This is a genomic window from Maribacter sp. HS, assembly GCF_048059195.1.
In the GTDB taxonomy this organism is placed as follows: Bacteria; Bacteroidota; Bacteroidia; order Flavobacteriales; family Flavobacteriaceae; genus Maribacter; species Maribacter dokdonensis.
In genome coordinates this window covers 884,999-903,180 of the sequence record NZ_JAYLVV010000002.1, presented here as the reverse complement: position 1 = coordinate 903,180, position 18,182 = coordinate 884,999, and the positions used below count along the sequence as shown (strand labels likewise).

Below are 18,182 nucleotides of genomic sequence, written 5' to 3'. Positions count from 1 at the left end.
GTTGGTTATTTTACACTGATCAAAACCGCTTCACAACTTTGTAAATCTGAGTTAAGAACAATATTTTCTGATTTTTTTCCGTCGGTGATTTCCACGGCTACGGTATTTGGGGGCGAGTCACCTAGGTTATGGGCATAGAGAAAAAGATCGTTAGATTTATTGGGGTCTAATTTAATTTTAAACTCTTTTTTCCAATAGGTTAAATAATACTTTTTTACTACTTGTACTCCGTTAAGGTAAATAGATACGATGTCACCATCTTGCCTGCCATGGTCCCAGATTTTTACAATAATGTGTTCAGAATCGAATTCAAATTCTTTGGTATAGGAGATTTTTCTTCCATCAAAACTTTCTCTTACTTCAGGTTTCTTTTGGGCTTGGGCAACTTCTGTTTGCGCCGGGGCAACTTGTTCCTTTGTTTTTACTTTAGATTTCTTTCTCTTTTTTTTAGGGGTAACCGTATTGGCATTTGCTAATTGCTGTTTTTTCTTTCTTTCGTCAGAGGCTGCATTGGTAATGGTAAAAAAAGGTGTTACCCTTTTGGCAATATTGTATTTGTCATCAGGAAATAATTCTATGGCAACTACCTGGTATCTATTGCCAGAACCTATATTTTTTGCTAATTCTATTCCGCTTTCAAAACCATCGTTCTTAAAAGAGCCTAGTTCTTGTACTACCATTTCATTTCTAACTAGAAAAAAACGAATAGACTTACTGGTATCTATTTTTACGGTATTCCACTCTAATGTTATTTTTTCTGGAATATTCCAGATTGTGTTTTCATTTGGAGAAGTAATGTTTATCGTAGATATCTCTTGCGTGTGGGCAATAGTAGATGATAATAATAAAACAAATAAAAATATAAAATGAAGTTGGCGCATATGTACGTTCTTACCCTAAAGATAGTCTTATAGAACCAATTGTTCAAGACCTTTGTAATCTACAAGATATATGGCATTTAACGAAAAACTATATTATTTTAATATAAATGCTACTATTTTTTTGAAATAATATAGAGGATGAATATTTGCAAAGGAAGGTGAGTTGTATGTTTTATTGTATTGATAGTAAGCAGTTTATAGTGCAATAGGCTTTAAGTATATGGTCCTTTTGGTTCAGAATTTTTTTCTTCATTTTTCAATGTTAAAAAAATGGAAATAATCCTAATAATTGGAAATAATCCATAATTTAGCTATCCCGCTTTTTTATAGGGGTAGTTATGAGCAAGACCATTTTACATATAGATTTAGATACTTTTTATGTGTCCGTAGAACGATTAAATAATCGTGAGTTACAGCATAAACCTTTGTTGGTAGGCGGTACAGGAGACCGTGGTGTAGTGGCAGCGTGTAGCTATGAAACCCGTGGCTTTGGGGTACATTCTGGTATGCCCATGAAAATGGCAAGAGAACTTTGTCCCGAAGCTGTTGTCATTAGAGGTAATGCGGGTGACTATAGTAAGCACTCAGATATTGTAACCGAAATTATAAAAGAGTATGTGCCCGTATTCGAAAAATCGAGCATAGATGAGTTTTATGCAGACCTCACCGGTATGGACCGTTTTTTTGGTTGCTACCAATATGCATCTGACATGCGAAAGAAGATTATTAGGGAAACGGGGCTTCCTATTTCTTTTGGACTTTCAGCAAACAAAGTAGTTTCTAAAGTGGCTACGAACGAGGCAAAACCTAACAATCAATTAAAAATAGATGAGGGATTGGAAAAGCCTTTTCTGGCACCGCTGTCCATCAAAAAAATACCTATGGTGGGCGATAAAACCTATCAAACATTACGAAATTTAGGATTGCGCCAAGTACGTACCGTACAAGAAATGCCCATGGAGGTAATGCAGCGTGTGTTGGGTGCCAATGGTGGCGTTATTTGGAAACGAGCCAATGGTATTGATAATACACCCGTGATTCCGTTCAACGAACGAAAGTCTATCTCTACAGAACGAACTTTTGACAAAGATACTATTGATGTCAACAGGCTGCGCGGTATTCTCATTGCTATGACCGAAAACCTAGCCTACCAATTACGAAGAGGCGAGAAGCTAACAGCTTGTATTTCGGTAAAAATCAGATATTCAGATTTTAATACCTATTCAAAGCAAATGCGTATTCCGTATACCAGCGCAGATCATATTTTAATACCTAAAATTTTAGATCTGTTCAAAAACCTGTATAACCGTAGGTTGCTAGTACGCTTAATAGGTATACGTTTTAGTCATTTAGTATCGGGTAATTACCAGATCAATTTGTTCGATGATACCGAAGAAATTCTAAGCCTTTACAATGCTATGGATAACATACGAAAACGCTACGGAGATAAAAGTGTACTGCGGGCATCGGGCATGGGGGCAAAGACCATTGGTAGAATGCATAATCCTTTTAATGGCTTGCCACCTGTTGTACTGGCACATCGGAAGCTGTAAGCCCCCTAGCCCCAAAGGGGAAATGAAATATAGGTTATTGAGGAGAGAAAAGAAGTTAGAATATAGAGAGGAGAGAAAGCGCCCAGCGCCACACGCCATTCGCAAAATAGACCATTACATGAAGCATCCAGCGAAAAGTAAAAGAGAAAAGCAAACAGCGCATAGCGTCTAGCGTGAAGCGCTCAGCGCAAAAAAACCATCAACCAAAAACGAACAACGAATTTTGTACCTAAACTGTCACACATATTACAGCCTTCGCTACGGAACCTTCTCGGAATTGGAGCTGTTGCAATTGGCAAAAAATCATGGGGTTGCACAACTGGTGTTGACCGATATCAATAACACATCGGCTTGTTTAAATTTTGTTCGTAAAGCTCCAGAATATGATATAAAGCCCATTTTAGGAATCGATTTTAGAAACGGGGTTGAACCTTGTTTTGTGGGTGTTGCCAAGAATAACGAAGGGTTTTTAGAACTCAACGATTTTTTATCGCATCACATTCATCATGAAAAGAACATTCCTGAAATAGCTCCGCAGTTTAAAAATGTCTTTGTTATTTATCCTTTTGAGAAAGTTTTAGAGAGTGAAAAGAAAACCTTTGCCGAACATGAATTTATTGGGGTTTCCGTCAATGAACTAAAACGACTTCGGTTTTCAAAATTATTGGAGCAGCGCGATAAAATTGTGCTATTGCAACCCGTAACGTTTCGTAATAAGCGCGATTTTAATGCACACAGGTTGCTACGCTCCATTGCTAATAACACCTTGTTGAGTATGCTGTCGGTTACTGAGCAAGCTAGTGAAGATGAGAAAATGTATGCCGTATCAAATTTGGCAGCACATTTTTCCGAGCATCCTTTTATTTTAGAAAATACCCAGCGTTTAATGAATAATTGCGCTATTCATTTCGATTTTAGCTTGGAGCGAAAACCACAGAATTTAAATGTGTATTTGGGGAGCAAGGCAGAAGATGAGGTGTTTTTAGAACAGCTATGTCAAGAAGGCTTGCCTAAGCGGTATCCAGAAATAAACCAAGCTGTTTTGGATCGCTTAGAGAAAGAGCTCTACCTCATTAAAAAAATGGATTTTGTCTCTTACTTTCTTATTAATTGGGATATCATCTCTTATGCCCGTAAGCAGAAATTCTTTTATGTGGGTCGTGGTAGTGGTGCCAATAGTATTGTGGCATATTTGCTTTTTATAACGGATGTAGATCCCATGGAGCTCGACCTGTATTTTGAGCGTTTTATTAATCTGTATCGTGTAAATCCGCCCGATTTTGATATTGATTTTTCGCATCGGGACAGACCGGTAATGACGGAGTATATTTTTAATCGGTTTAAGAACGTTGCTTTGTTGGGTACCTATGTTACGTTTCAGTCTAGAGGGGTAATCAGGGAATTGGGTAAGGTATTTGGATTGCCAAAAGATGAAATAGATGTATTGTGTAACGGTGATTTTCAAGCCAGCAGGTTAGATAATATATCGGCTTTGGTATTAAAATACACTCAGTTGCTACACGGCATGCCCAATTACCTGAGTATACATGCCGGGGGAATCTTAATTACCGAACAACCTATTCACTGGTTTTCGGCAACCAATATGCCGCCCAAAGGTTTTCCTACCACACAATTTGATATGGTGATCGCCGAGGATGTCGGTATTTTTAAATTTGATATTCTTGCCCAGCGCGGACTCTCCAAAATAAAAGAAACGCTCGATATTTTGGAACGCGACCGCCCTGAAGAATTTGCCAAATTCGATATTCACGATATCAAAGCATTTAAAAACGACCCCAAAATCAATAACATGGTAAAAACAGCGCAGTGCATGGGTTGTTTTTATGTAGAATCTCCCGCTATGCGTATGTTGTTGAAAAAGCTAGAGGTGGATACCTATTTAGGTTTGGTAGCGGCAAGTTCTATAATTCGCCCAGGAGTGTCTAAAAGTGGTATGATGCGGGAATATATTCTTCGGCATCGTAACAAGGGCAGGGCAGAAGAGTTGGCTCATCCGGTGATGCTAGAAATTATGCCAGAGACTTACGGAGTTATGGTGTACCAAGAAGATGTGATAAAAGTTGCCCACCATTTTGCCAATTTGGATTTGGGTGAAGCCGATGTGTTACGGCGTGGTATGAGCGGTAAATTTCGCTCGCGAGAAGAGTTTCAAAAAGTACAGGATAAATTTATAGATAACTGTCGTAAAAAAGGCTATACAGAAAAGCTCATTAATGAGGTGTGGGATCAAGTGGCAAGTTTTGCCGGCTATGCTTTTGCAAAAGGACATTCGGCATCATACGCAGTAGAAAGTTACCAGAGTTTGTTTTTAAGGGCGTATTATCCGCTAGAATATATGGTGGCGGTGCTTAATAATGGTGGCGGATTCTACAAACCCGAATTCTATGTGCACGAAGCCCGTATGTTGGGCGCAACCATACATCCGCCTTGCGTAAATAGAAGTAATGTAGGTAATTGCATTTATGGTAAAGATTTGTATTTAGGGTTAGGCTATCTGCGAGAATTGGAACAACGGGTTATGGAGCGTATTTTAAAAGAGCGCTTTCTTAATGGGAAGTTTCATTCGTTAGAAGATTTCTTAGATCGGTTGATTATCTCTATAGAGCAAGTGAGTATTTTAATACGGATTGATGCTTTTAGGTTTACAGAAACCAATAAGCACGAATTATTATGGAAAGCACATTTGTTTTTGAATAAGACTAAAAAAGTGGATCACCCTAAATTGTTTGCGCCACGACACCAACATTTTGAAATTCCGACTTTATATAGCACCCATTTAGAAGTTGCCTTTACACAATTAGAGTTGTTGGGCTTTAGTTTATGCAGTCCGTTTCAGTTGTTGTTAGAGCAGCCGTTAAACACTTGTGGTAGTAAAGATTTGGAGCGGTACTTAGGTGAGAATATAGATATCTACGGATATTTAATTACAGTAAAGCGCACCAGAACACATACAAAGAAAGCCATGTACTTTGCAACACTATTGGATCAACAGGGACAGGTTTTTGATACGGTCTTATTTCCGCCGGTGGCAGCAAAATATATGTTTAAAGGACGAGGAATTTATCGATTTTATGGTAAAGTGGTTAGTGAATTTGGTTTTCTAAGTATAGAAGTTATAAAACTACAAAAGCAAGATTTTATACAAGACCCCAGATATGCCGATATGAAAACCAGCACCAAGGTTTTTGACCAAAAGAAAACGAATGAGCAAGAGGGGGAAAGAAAAGAGAAAATAGAAGTTAGAGAATAGAGAAAGCGCTATTTGCAAAGCCCTATATGCTCTGCGCAGATAAAGCGTCTTATAATGTCCAGCGCAATGCGCCCAGTGTAAAAGCCATCAACCGACAACTAACAACTAACAACCATCCTCAAAAAGCCTCTAATACGTAACCGAATATCCAATACAGAATAAGAAATACAAAAACGGTTCCTATGCAGCCACATTTACCACCACCTATTTTCTTTGCGCCGTACCACGCACCAATAATTTGAATTAATTTTTTCATGGGTGCAATTTAAGAGTTTTGATGGTTGGTATTACGAGAAAAAGTAATCCAAATAATGTGAACAGATGCTATTCCAATTAATTGTTTTGATGTAGCTAGTTTGAAAACTTATCTTTATTGCCACTTAATTGTTCTAAAGTATTCATAACAGTTAATCCATCTAATGCAGAACAAGGGTTTTTGCTATATCCTAGAAAATAATCTACAGTTGCCTTTATCATGGGTTCTTGAACATGTTTGGGATTGTTGAACTTATATTCTTTATTCTCTGTTTCAGTGTTAAGGTGAACTTTGGAGCCAAAAAAGGAAAAGGCAATACTTCCTTCCGTGCCATATATAATACATTGATCTTTTTGATCCACTTCGGAAACATTAAAATTCCATATGCCTTGAAATTGAACTCCATTTTTAAAAGATAAAACCCCATTCACTATTTCTTCCACATGATTCTTGTTAGATTGTTTGGTAAAGCCGTGCATTTGATCAATTTCTCCAAAAAAGTGAAGCATTAAATCTATGTGATGCGGAGCTAGATCATAGAAATAGCCACCACCTGATATTTCTGGTTGTATTCTCCAATTCTCTTTTTTGTCAGAAGTAAATAGTTCATTTTTAGATTGTAAAACTTGTAATCCAACGTGAAGCACATTGCCAATAGCATTAATTTCTAGTAATTCTTTTACTTTTAAGAAAGCGGGTAGTTTACGTCTGTAATGAGCCATGGTTAATTTACCTGTGCTATTTACTAATACTTCACAAATTTGGTTAGCTTCATTTGGGTTCAGTGCCATTGGTTTTTCTAAATACACATTTTTATTTGCCTTTAGAGCCTGTATGGTATAGGTAAGGTGAGAAGATGGGGGAGTGGCAATATATACTGCATTAATATATGGGTCCTGTATAATATCATCAGCATTGGTAGTCCATAACGGTACCTCATGGCGTTGTGCAAAATCTTTAACTTTAGCTTCATTTCTGCGCATGACCATTAGCAAGTTGGAGTTTTCCACTTTTTGAAAAGCAGGTCCACTTTTTACTTCGGCAACATCTCCACAACCAATTATTCCCCAATTAATTTCTTTCATTTAAGGCTCTTTTTATTTCTTACTAAAGTTACAAATTAGGGATGGGTTATCTTTTTTAGGTATAGAATTCTTAATAATGAATTTGTTGAATTATTTTTGTGTAAAATGATTTAAATGGCATCAGGATTTTTTGCAGTATTGGATGACGTAGCGGCATTGTTGGACGATGTAGCGTCAATGAGTAAAATAGCTACTAAGAAAACGGCTGGTATTCTCGGTGATGATTTAGCGGTAAATGCAGAAAAAGCATCAGGATTTGTCTCTCAAAGAGAATTACCGGTACTTTGGGCAATTACTAAGGGTTCTTTGCTCAATAAGATTATAATTCTACCTATCGCCTTTTTGTTGAGTGCTTTTTTGCCTTGGGCGGTTACAGTGATTTTAATTTTAGGAGGTGTTTATCTTGCTTTTGAAGGTGCCGAGAAAATTTATGAATTTATTGTACCTCACAAGCATGACCATGTTTCTGCCGATACTAAACCAATGAGCAAGGCGGAAATTTTAGAACTGGAAAAGTCAAAAGTGAAATCTGCTATTCTAACGGATTTTATTTTGTCCATAGAAATCGTGATCATTGCGTTAGGAACTGTAATTGAAGAGCCTTTGGCTACTCAAATAGCCGTGGTTTCAGTTGTTGCTTTGCTAGCTACGGTTGGTGTATACGGTATTGTAGCTTTAATAGTTCGTATGGATGAGTTTGGAGCTAGATTAATTAATATAAATGAAGAGACCAATACCATTTCAGATAAAATAGGGCAATTTTTTGTAAGCGCATTACCTAAGGTGATTAAAGCGCTTGCTGTAATTGGTACAATAGCGTTACTTTTGGTTTCTGGGGGAATATTTGTACACAATATTGAATTTTTACATCATTTATTACCTAATGTGCCAAGTATTATTATGGAATTTTTAACTGGACTTGTAGTGGGGTTTGTAGCTCTGTTGATTTTTAAAGGAGTTAAATCAATATTCAAAAAATAGGTTCTTGGGTTTAGTCATTTAGTATGCACGTTCTTCTCCTTTAATGGCATTATATACAGTCATGAATATAATTTTTGCATCTAATCCCAATGACCATTTTTCCATATAAAAAATGTCATAACGTACTCTGTTAATGATATCCGATTTGTATATGATTTCACCTCTGTACCCTTGAATCTGTGCCAAGCCTGTTATACCTGGTTTTAAGAAATGCCGTACCAGATATTTGTCTACTGAATTTTGATATTGTTCGGTATGTACGACCATATGGGGTCTGGGACCAACCACACTCATGTCGCCTAACAATACATTGATAAATTGAGGTAATTCATCAATACTGGTTTTTCGTAAAATTTTACCTAACCTAGTAATACGCATATCATTCTTTGTAGCCATTTTGGTGTCGCTATTTTCGCTTTTGGTCATAGACCTAAACTTGTAACACCAAAAAGTTTTTCTATTAACCCCATGACGCTTTTGTTTAAAAAACAAAGGACCTTTAGAATCAAGCTTCATAAGGATAAATATGATAGGAGTTAACCATGATAGTACTAGTAAAATTACTAGGCTTGAGAAAAAAATATCGAATAAACGTTTTATAATGCTAGAATAGTCTAGATCTAAAGGAGATGCTCTAAGGTTTAGTACTGGCACATGTCCATAAAGCTCTAAAGACATTGCCCTTGAAAATAGTTCTTTATTATCTGGTATTATTTTCACTTTCTTTAGACTATTATCGGCAATGTTTATTAAATATTGAATCTCTGATTTTGAGAGTCTAGAAGCCATGCAATACACTTCTTCTACGTTATTTTCAAAAATGTAATTAAAGGAACTTTCAATATTGCCTAAATAAAAAGGATTTTTTGATTTAATATTGTCGAAATACCCCATATAACGATAGCCGTATTCAGGATTGTCAAATATGCGTTTTACTTTTTGTAAGTTTTTATCTCGCCCAATTACTACCGTTCTAATTTCGCTATACCCTTTTTTACGGTATAAATTTCTCGCCCAGTAAAATAGTATTCTAAAAACTGTGAGTAAAATACAAATCTGAAGATATACTAGAACTAAATAAATAGGGGTATACGTTTGTTGGTTAAAGAATATAAAAGAGGTAAAATAAACCAACCCGTACACAGTAAATTGTGCGACAAAATTCTTGAAATTTGTCATAAAACTATCCCTTCTCGCAGTAGGGTAAAAGTTAATGTGGTATGCAACAATTAACCAAGTTAAGTTATAATATAGTATGCCATAAATATTTAGATAGGTTTCAGGTATGTATACGTATAATGTAAGGTTTATGAACATTATATGTACAAAAAATGAAATTGGAATAATGAAAATTGATTTCTTCATTTCAGCTTTTAATAATGGTTGGTTTAAGAGCTAATGATAGGTTATTACTGTTATCCATTGGTGTCAATCAATGGATAACAGGTAAATTTGAGTTTGATAGAAATCTGTAGGTAAATGACAACTATTTCTTAGTGGTGTACCAAGAATACACTTGTTCTATTCCTTGTGATAATGAAACGGTGTGTTTCCATCCAAGGTCATGTAGTTTTGAGGGATCTGTTAGTTTTTTTAGGGTTCCATCTGGTTTTTCTGTGTTAAAATATAAATTGCCTTTAAAACCTATTTTCTGCTGAATAAGTTCAGCTAAATCTTTAATACTGATATCTACACCAGTACCTATGTTAATATGTGTATTGCGAACTTCTTTATTATCTTGGTCATAACAGTCATTAAAATCTCTTTGTTCCATTAAGAAAACACAGGCGTCTGCCATGTCTTCACTCCAAAGAAACTCTCGCATTGGTTTTCCTGTTCCCCAGATTTCTAAATGAATGTTATCATCTTTCTTTTTGATACCGTATTTATCTAGAACTGATAAAATTTCTTCTTTTGATGAGTTTCCATTGACTCTCTCAATGGGTAAGGCATTTAAATCAGATGAGATAGCATCCCAATGATCATTCTCTAGGGCTTTTCCTAAGTGCATTTTTCTTATCAATGCTGGTAAAACATGTGATTTTTCTAAGTCGAAATTGTCATTAGGACCATATAAATTAGTAGGCATTACAGAAATAAAATTAGTTCCGTACTGCAGATTATAACTTTCGCACATTTTTATACCAGCAATTTTAGCAATAGCATAAGGCTCATTGGTATACTCTAAAGTATCGGTCAGCAAATAATCTTCTTTCATGGGTTGTGGACAATTTTTAGGATAAATACAGGTACTACCTAAAAAAAGTAATTTTTTTATACCATGTTTATAGCTTTGGTGAATCACATTATTCTGAATCATGAGATTCTCATAAATGAAATCAGCTCTATATGTATTGTTGGCAACTATGCCGCCAACTTTTGCGGCGGCAAGTATGACATATGAAGGTTTTTCGGTTTCAAAAAAATGTGAAACCTTTACAGAATCGGTCAAATCTAACTCTTTGTGTGTTCTGAAAATTAAATTCGAGTAGCCTTTTATTTTAAGGTTCTTAACTATTGCACTACCGACCAGACCTCTATGACCTGCAACATATATTTTAGCTTCTTTATCTAACATTTTGAAATTTTAACTTGAACAATTGTTTATTTCTTACTCAAAATAGTTATAAGTTACATAGCCGCCTTCTTTCAAATATTGGTCTTTCTTCATTAGTTTTAGATCATGTACCATCATATCCTTTACCAAGCCTTGTAAATCATATTCCGGGATCCATCCTAATTTGGTGTTTGCTTTTGTAGCATCGCCAATTAACAATTCTACTTCTGTTGGTCTAAAATATTTAGGATCTACAGCTAGTACTTCTTTGCCAATTTCTAGTTGAATTTCTGGGTTGCTACAAGATTTTACATATCCTTTCTCATTAACACCTTCACCTTTAAATTCTATTTCAACACCCATTTCTGCAAATGCCATTCGTACAAATTCTCTAACCGGAGTAGTTTTACCAGTAGCAATAACCCAGTCTTCTGGTTCGTCTGCCTGTAAAATCATCCACATCATACGTACATAATCTTTGGCATGGCCCCAATCACGCTGTGCATCTAAGTTCCCTAAGTATACTTTGTCCTGTAGTCCTAGACCAATACGTGCCGCAGCTCTAGTAATTTTTCGGGTAACAAAAGTTTCCCCTCTAATGGGCGACTCATGGTTAAATAAAATACCGTTACAAGCAAACATGTTATATGCTTCCCTGTAATTTACCGTAATCCAAAATGCATACATTTTTGCAACTGCATAGGGACTTCTTGGGTAAAAAGGAGTAGTTTCAGATTGTGGTACCTCTTGTACCTTACCGTATAATTCTGAAGTAGACGCCTGGTAGATTCTTGTTTTTTTCTCTAGCCCTAGTAGACGAACTGCATCCAATATTCTTAAAGTACCTAATCCATCCGCATTTCCTGTATATTCAGGAACTTCAAATGATACATGAACGTGACTCATGGCCGCAAGGTTATATATCTCGTCAGGTTGAATCTCTTGTATTAATCTAATCAGGTTAGTACTATCGGTCATATCACCATAATGAAGTACAAAATTTCTATGTTCAACATGTGGGTCTTGATAAAGGTGATCTATTCTATCAGTATTGAAAAGAGAAGCTCTTCTTTTAAGTCCGTGAACTTGGTATCCTTTTTTTAGTAAAAATTCGCTCAAATAAGCGCCGTCTTGACCTGTTACTCCTGTGATTAATGCTACTTTCATAGTGCTGAGAAATGAATTTAAATAATATTTTATGTTTAATTAGAATCCAAATTTTGTTCTAAATTGTTTGAATTGTTAGGTGATAAACATTTTTCCTGTGAAAAACTTAGCGTATTCATTAAATTTATATGAGAAAAGATGTTCGTTTAATTCGTTAATAAACTGGTTTTAAAAGTAAAATTATGTTTTACCACTACCTAGATTAAAACAAAATAAGTATGAAGTTCATCATAGGTTAAATCGCCTAAAATGACTGTGGTTAATGGTTGTGAAACAAATTTAGGATAATATTTACCTAATTCACCTTGTTAAAATCAAACTATAGACAAATTAATCATTTATTCGATAAAGTGTAATTATATAAAATGTTGTTCTCAATTATTATTAAGAGTGTATTTATGACCTGTATATTTTAAGGTTTTCTAAGAATATTCTAGTTAAATAATGATAATTGCTATTGAATATTATTTACTTGGGCGGTAAAAAGAATTATTTCTTAAATGATCGAAAGCTTAGTTTATCGGAAGTAAAGCCCGATTAGATACAATTTTGTTTCAATTGACAAATGGATGGTAATAACTGCATGCCAATTTATCTTCTTAAATGTTGTACATAATTTTAAACTTATTAGGTGAAGTTTTGTTTTAGTCTTAATATTTAAATTAAAACTTATAAGCAAATTGTTGTTGTATAGTTAAAAATTTAGTTAAAAAATAAATAAAATATAATTTTTTTAGTATTTGCATTGTTGTTTATGCTATGTTTAGCTTTTATAAGTTTTCTCTTACTTAAATTATAAAATTAAGTCATCTCTTGTAGAATATTTATTGTTTCCCCTCGTTATTTTATCAACTTAAACCACCATATGATGATATCTAACATTTTAAATGGGAAGCTAACATCTTCTTATCAAAGTAAAAAGTTAGTTTCTCTTGAAGATTGCTATAAGCAACTTAAGCCTTATTTTAATTTTAAAACAAGTTTGCAGTTTAATACATCTTCCTCTGCTATTAAACAGAAGGAATTTCAAAGTAATAGAGATCAAAATTCTCCTAATCTCGTTGAACAGAATCAAATAATATATGCCAAATTAATGACGGAAAGGTTGTTAAAAGGCTAATACAGTTTTTTGATAAATTATATAAGTATTTATAAATACCAGCCTGGTAATTTATAATGAAAAGGTATACTCCAAACTTTATTGGGTTATACCTTTTTTTGGTGTTGTATACATCATTATTAAGGGTCTTAAGTAGGACCCTAAAATCTTCGCTTTTTTACAAACAACTCTTTTTATATACAGATTAGCGAATCTAAGTCCAAATTGTTAGGAATATAAATATATTTATCCCAAGATTTAAATAATTACACCCATTAAGGTGAAGTTGTGTGAATTTAAACGTGTTCCCCTTATCTTAATAATTAACCTGTTTAGTATAAAATCTTGGAAGTTTTAACACCTTTTAATCCTTTTGAAGGACCTGAGATTAAGCATATTTTGCAAACGACCGATGCGCAAGAGGAAATTTGGTATTCTTGTTATTTTGGTGGTGAGGCGGCAAATATTGCTTACAACCTTTCCCTTACTATAAAACTGCAAGGACAGCTCAATGTAAATGCTTTGCAATTGGCGGTAGATGAATTGATTGCGCGTCATGAGTCACTAAGATCTTCATTTAGCCCGGATGGTAAGTATATTAACGTTTTTTCATCGGTGTTTACCAATATCGACATGGTAGATTGTAGTCAACTTTCAGTTGAGAAAGCCAAGGAGGCAACACATAATTATACTGAACAGGATACGAAAACTGCTTTTGATCTTACCAAAGGACCATTGATCAGGTTCGCATTGCTTAAACTTGATGAGGAAGTTTTTAATTTTATAATTACCGCACACCATATTGTTTGCGACGGATGGTCCGTTGGTATTATTATGCAGGAAATTGGCGCGTTATATTCGTCTAAAGTACTCCATAAATCTCATAATCTTCCGGTAGCAACACCGTACACTGCCTATGTGTCTCAACAAGAGGAATTAAAAACCAATGGCGAGTTTGAAAGAGCTGAAACGTATTGGTTGAACCTTTTTAAAGATGGGATTCCTAAAACAAATTTACCTACCGATTTTGGACAAGTAACGAAAAGAACCTATAACGGTGCTCGTATAAATCAAACTTTAGATAAAGAAATTGTAAAGCGCATAAAAGATACTGGTATTAAAGCTGGCTCTAGTTTAGTATTGACCTTAATGGGCGCATTTGAAATATTGCTCTACAAAACTACAGCTCAAAAAAGTATAGTATTGGGGCTTCCTGTTGCGGGGCAATCTAACATGGGCGTTAAAAATTTAGTGGGTCATTGCGTTAAGCTGCTTCCTATGAAAAGTGAGTTTAATGATGATGATAGTTTTATTGATTATTTAAAGAAACGTAAATCTGACAATTTTGATGCGTTCGAAAATCAAGAACTCACCTTTGGTAGCCTGTTGAAAAAACTGAACATCCCTAGAACACCAGGTAGGATTCCCTTGGTTCCAGTTGTTTTTAATGTGGACATGAATTTGGATGATGATGTTGCTTTTGAAGGGTTAACCTATGATTATCATAGTAATGCTCGTAATTTCGAAACTTTTGAATTGTTCTTGAATGCTACAGGCTCCAATGATAATATAACACTTGAGTGGTCTTACAATACCAACTTATTTGAAGAGAACACGATACTAAACTTAGGTAATGCTTTTAAGACCATTATTAACCAGTTGGTTGAAAACCCCAATGCCAAACTATCTGAAATAATTGAAAAAGAACCAAAGCAGATCGGTATTAAAGGTGCTTCAATGGCTTTACCTAATACCAACTTACACGAGTTATTCCATAAACAAGCTGTAATTACTCCAAATGCAACTGCACTGGAGTTTAATAAAGAGAAAATCACCTATGCAGAAATGCAAAATAGGATCAATGCTACTGCCGGTTATTTATGGCAAAAAGGCATTAAACCAGGGGTTACGGTTGCAATTTCCTTAGAAAGATCTCCAGATTTAATTGTTGCGCTATTTTCCATATTACAATGTGGAGCTAGATATGTACCTATAGATACCGGTTATCCGGATGTTCGTACAAAACTGATGATAGCAGATGCTCATGCCACTTTTTTCATTTGCAATACATCTAAGAAGGCACTGGGTCACAGTTGTCAAACAATTTTTGTAGAGGATATTGTAGCCAACGGTAATGAGGATTTTCAGAAAATAGATGTTTCTGCAGATTCGGGTGCCTATATCATTTATACTTCGGGATCTACGGGCAAACCTAAAGGTGTACAGGTAACGCATAAAAATGTGATTAACTTGTTATATTCAATGGGTTCTGAGCCTGGTATTTCAGAACATGACAGAATATTCGCAACTACGACCATTTCGTTTGATGCTATGGTCATGGAGATATTTTTACCATTAATCCACGGAGCAAGTGTAGTATTGGTAGATGAAAACACTAGAAAAGACGGACATCTTTTATTGCAAAAAGCAATTGCCGATAATATTACCATGATGTGGGGAACGCCAACCATTTGGCAAATTTTACTGGATTCCGGTTGGGAAAAACCATTACCTATAAAAGCATTGATCGGTGGAGAACCTGTGCCTAAAGCACTTTCATTACAATTATTGGAAAAATGTAATGAAGTATGGAATATTTATGGTCCTACCGAAACCACGGTATGCTGTATACTTACTAAAATTACGGCAAATGATAATCCTATTTCAATAGGTAAGCCTATTGCCAATACTCAAATTTACCTCCTGGATGACCAGCGAAATCCTGTATCAAAAGGTATGGTAGGTGAGATCGTTATTGGCGGTGAGGGAGTAACAAACGGGTATTTAGGTCAAAGAGAACTAACTAATGAGCGTTTTGTGAATAATACGTTTGTTGGTGACGGGCAATCTAAAATGTACTTATCGGGCGATTTAGGTAAACTTTTGCCTAACGGTCAAATAGAGTGTTTGGGTAGAAAAGATGGTCAAGTAAAAGTTCGTGGTCATAGAATTGAGCTTGGCGAGATAGAACACGCACTACTGAAATTAAAGGGAGTTTCAGCTGCTGCAACAGATGTTAGAAATCATGCTTTAAAAGCATACATTGTTTTTAATGGAAGTAATGAGGATTGGGATGCAAGTGTGCTGCAATGGAAAAATCAACTTGCTGAGCAATTGCCTTCTTTTATGTTGCCTTTTGAATATATAAGATTAAAGGAATTGCCAGTAACCATAAACGGCAAGTTAGATAGAAAGAGCTTGCCCGATACTGTTTTAAATGGCGAAGCCAATATAAATGAACCTACTCGGACATTAACAAAAGCAGAAGAATTGGTTTGTGAAGTATGGAAAGAATGCTTGTTTTTAAACCAAGTACATCTAGATGATGATTTCTTTGAGCTTGGCGGGCATTCATTAATAGCTGCCAAGGTAATGACCAGTTTGGAGCAAAAGTCCGGTCAACGCTTACCTCTTTCTTCATTGTTTGAGTATTCTACAGTTAGAGGACTGGCTAGTTTATTAAAAATAGAAGAAAATACCGTAACCTGGGATTCTATGGTGCCAATACAACCAAAAGGTTCTAAGCCCCCTTTGTTCATTGTGCATGGAGCAGGTTTAAATATTCTTTCGTTTAAAACCCTAAAGGACCATATGGATCCAGAGCAACCCATTTATGGTTTTCAGGCAAAAGGTCTTGACGGTAAAGAAGCTATGTTGACTTCTGTAGAAGAAATAGCATCTCATTATAATGATGCGTTATTGGCAACACAACCTAAAGGACCGTATAAATTAGCGGGTTATTCCTCTGGGGGTATTATTGCTTATGAAATGGCAAAGCAGTTGATGGACAGAGGAGAACAGATATCTACCTTGGCATTATTAGATACCTATGCGTATGCACATTATGGGCGTAATACATATTTGGGTAAAAAATTGGCATTCGGTAATTATATAGCGAATAAGGCTTTGCATGTATTAAAACAATTGTTGTTAAGCAGAGAGGGCTTTAATTATAGAGTAGGCGTTACCAAGGCAAACTTGAAGAAGTTTTATCTAAGGTTGAAAAAGGATAAGAATACCTTGTCTAAAATGGATTACGATTGGGAATATGAAAGCAGAATTATTGAACACAATAAGGTCGTGGATAAATACCATTTAAAACCTTTGCCCATTAAGGCAGATCTGTTCAGAATACAAGATGTAATAGATTATACCCATGATCCTAAAAATTTGGGGTGGAAATCATATGCCAAAAATGGTATAGAAGTTCATTATGTACCCGGAGAGCATTTAACAATGTTTTCACCACCTAATGATAAAATTTTGTCAAAGACGCTCCAAAACGTTCTAGATAAAAATAACTAGGTGTAAAAATGATAGCCATACCAGACTATCTTAAGGCTGCCATTACAGCTTTTTTACTATAATTATCAGCACCCATATAACTAAAATAATGATCAAGGGTGCTGTCTTTTGTTGAGCTATGCCATAGGTTAAAACCAGCTTTCTTAAAAAGTACCTTGTAATTGTGGGAAAATGAACGCTCATACCCATATGGCTCTGAACCGGTATTAGCATTAAGGTCATGATTAACTCCATTAGGTTCAATAGCTACAAAAATGGTGTTTCCTAATCTATTTATCTGTTGTAAAAAGTCTAAGAGCTTACTTTCGGTAAAGTATTCAAGTACACCTCTAGAGGTAACAAAGATCATATTCTTATTAGCATACGTGTTTATCCAATCAAAAGCATCGTAGGCAACAAACTCAAGTCTTTGGTTCTTGCTGTATGTTTTTTGGTTACTAATTATTTGATTTTCACTTAGGTCAATGCCTACGAACCTGTCTATTTGTGGAAATTGTTCGCTTAAATAATTTAAAACTTTTCCGTTGCCGGTTCCAATCTCCACTAGGGTGTTAAAATCTTCCTCTTCTATAGATAATTTGTTCTTTAAAAGGTCAAATATAAAAGAACATTCGGGTAAGAAGTTTTTTTCAAAGGAGTCATCGGTGGCCGTAAAGAAATCATCTCCTTTGTTTTTCCAATATGCCTTATGAAATTCTGATAGTGTTTTGTAGTCTGATTTATCCTCTACTTTTTTTAATAGCGACTTGCGCATAAAAAGCTCAATCAGGGTAATTTTATTTCTATCGGTAATTGTCATGCCGGTTTTTGCAAGTTTCTTAGCTTTTTTTGGCATCAATAATATGAGTAAGTCACCTATGAGATATATAAGCTTTCCTTTCATTTTAACCTTGTTGTAATTTACTTGTGAAAATAAACAATATATCTATTTGAAATCGCCGATTATCTTAAATATAACACAGTTCATCTACCTAGTCATATTTGAGTGAAATTGTATATCGAAGAACGTCTTTTTTTATTCGATGAA

At 35.2% G+C, this 18,182-nt stretch carries 11 protein-coding genes; 4 read left to right on the top strand and 7 right to left on the bottom strand.

Features of this window, described 5'->3' with window-relative positions; all coding sequences use genetic code 11:
• Window positions 1-5 precede the first annotated feature (5 nt).
• The gene (locus VBZ51_RS03935) at window positions 6-881 is read right to left on the bottom strand and encodes a hypothetical protein (protein ID WP_416576126.1); all 876 of its coding nucleotides are present in this window, start codon (window positions 879-881) and stop codon (window positions 6-8) included.
• 338 nt (window positions 882-1,219) lie between these two features.
• Here VBZ51_RS03935 and dinB point away from each other — a divergent pair, with 338 nt between their 5' ends.
• Window positions 1,220-2,434: a DNA polymerase IV gene (gene dinB / locus VBZ51_RS03930; protein WP_074671642.1), complete on the top strand. Its 1,215-nt coding sequence runs from the start codon at window positions 1,220-1,222 to the stop codon at window positions 2,432-2,434.
• Window positions 2,435-2,657: 223 nt separating this feature from the next.
• Window positions 2,658-5,705 carry a DNA polymerase III subunit alpha gene (locus VBZ51_RS03925; RefSeq protein ID WP_416576125.1) on the top strand — a complete coding sequence of 1,016 codons (3,048 nt, stop codon included), beginning with the start codon at window positions 2,658-2,660 and terminating at the stop codon, window positions 5,703-5,705.
• Between the two features lie 118 nt (window positions 5,706-5,823).
• On the opposite strand, the gene VBZ51_RS03920 is transcribed toward VBZ51_RS03925, so the two are convergent.
• Complete coding sequence (locus tag VBZ51_RS03920; protein ID WP_027065147.1) at window positions 5,824-5,961, bottom strand: hypothetical protein; 138 nt, start codon at window positions 5,959-5,961, stop codon at window positions 5,824-5,826.
• A gap of 95 nt (window positions 5,962-6,056) precedes the next feature.
• Entirely contained in the window at window positions 6,057-7,046 is a 990-nt protein-coding gene (locus VBZ51_RS03915) for a Gfo/Idh/MocA family protein (RefSeq protein WP_416576124.1), read from the bottom strand.
• Window positions 7,047-7,160: 114 nt separating this feature from the next.
• On the opposite strand from VBZ51_RS03915, the gene VBZ51_RS03910 reads away from it, so the two are divergent.
• Window positions 7,161-8,027 (top strand): DUF808 domain-containing protein, encoded by an 867-nt coding sequence (locus tag VBZ51_RS03910; RefSeq protein WP_416576123.1) that lies wholly within the window; start codon window positions 7,161-7,163, stop codon window positions 8,025-8,027.
• Window positions 8,028-8,045: 18 nt separating this feature from the next.
• On the opposite strand, the gene VBZ51_RS03905 is transcribed toward VBZ51_RS03910, so the two are convergent.
• From VBZ51_RS03905 to gmd, 3 genes are all read right to left on the bottom strand, one after another.
• The gene (locus VBZ51_RS03905) at window positions 8,046-9,392 is read right to left on the bottom strand and encodes an undecaprenyl-phosphate glucose phosphotransferase (RefSeq protein WP_416576122.1); all 1,347 of its coding nucleotides are present in this window, start codon (window positions 9,390-9,392) and stop codon (window positions 8,046-8,048) included.
• A gap of 121 nt (window positions 9,393-9,513) precedes the next feature.
• Window positions 9,514-10,605, bottom strand: coding sequence for a GDP-L-fucose synthase family protein (locus VBZ51_RS03900; protein ID WP_416576121.1), 1,092 nt, complete (start codon window positions 10,603-10,605; stop codon window positions 9,514-9,516).
• A gap of 33 nt (window positions 10,606-10,638) precedes the next feature.
• Window positions 10,639-11,751, bottom strand: coding sequence for a GDP-mannose 4,6-dehydratase (gene gmd / locus VBZ51_RS03895; RefSeq protein WP_058104095.1), 1,113 nt, complete (start codon window positions 11,749-11,751; stop codon window positions 10,639-10,641).
• 1,444 nt (window positions 11,752-13,195) lie between these two features.
• Here gmd and VBZ51_RS03890 point away from each other — a divergent pair.
• The gene (locus VBZ51_RS03890; RefSeq protein ID WP_416576120.1) at window positions 13,196-17,155 is read left to right on the top strand and encodes a non-ribosomal peptide synthetase; all 3,960 of its coding nucleotides are present in this window, start codon (window positions 13,196-13,198) and stop codon (window positions 17,153-17,155) included.
• Window positions 17,156-17,180: 25 nt separating this feature from the next.
• Here VBZ51_RS03890 and VBZ51_RS03885 read toward each other — a convergent pair whose 3' ends face one another.
• Window positions 17,181-18,038, bottom strand: coding sequence for a class I SAM-dependent methyltransferase (locus VBZ51_RS03885; protein ID WP_416576119.1), 858 nt, complete (start codon window positions 18,036-18,038; stop codon window positions 17,181-17,183).
• Window positions 18,039-18,182 lie beyond the last annotated feature (144 nt).